This window comes from Bacillus sp. 05T31 (assembly GCF_056396725.1).
Genome location: NZ_JBFTMA010001151.1, coordinates 1 through 804, shown reverse-complemented (window position 1 = coordinate 804; position 804 = coordinate 1). Strand labels below are relative to the sequence as shown.

General features: G+C 39.2%; 1 protein-coding gene. It reads right to left on the bottom strand.

Annotation, left to right across the window (positions count from 1 at the left end; translation table 11 throughout):
* Window positions 1–765: peptidoglycan-N-acetylglucosamine deacetylase (locus tag AC1DJR_RS32020; RefSeq protein ID WP_477004471.1), on the bottom strand; the 765-nt coding region annotated here is incomplete at its 3' end.
* Window positions 766–804 lie beyond the last annotated feature (39 nt).

The following is an 804-nucleotide window of genomic DNA, read 5'->3' as shown; positions in this document are numbered from 1 at the left end:
TTCATATCCTCTTTCTTTCAGCCCTTTAATAATTCCAGGTACTGCTTTAACTGATTGTGGATGAATATCGTGCATAAGGATAACTTCTGTTGGGTTTGTAGCACCATGTAGAACGTTTTCTACGATTTTAGCAGATGCAGCGTCTACTGGCATTTTGTTGTATTTCCAGTCTAATGAATCAATTGTCCAATCCCAAACTTTTAAACCATTTTCAACAGCTTTGTTGCGAAGCGCTTCATTTAACCCTGGCATTGAGCCGTAAGCTGGACGAGTTAATACTGGTGATTTTCCTAGAACGCCAGCGATTAAGCCTTGGTCTTCTTTCATTTCATCAACGTAATGACCTTCTGTGTAAAGCTTCTTGTAGTTATGAGTCATACTGTGCATCCCAACATAGTGGCCTTCAGCATCTTCACGTTTTACAAGATCAGGGAAAGCTTTTACGTTTGAACCAATTAGGAAGAATGTTGCTTTTGCATTTTCACTCTTTAACATATCTAAAAGCTCAGCTGTGTATTTTCCAGGACCATCGTCAAATGTTAAGTAAGCGACTTTTCTAACTTGCCCGTTATAGTGCTTTGGAGCTTCTTTCGGAGCAAGGGACGTTTGAATTTCACTTACAAGTTGAACAGATTTCGCTTCATCCTCTGTACTTGCTAGAGCGATATGTGTTGATCCGTAAGCAGCTTCGTATGTAAATAATACCCCAGCGCAAATCAACAGAGCCCTTTTCACTAAAGTTGTCATCCGAATTCCATTGTGCATAATTTTCCTACTCTCTATAAAAGTTCTACTCTACTATAT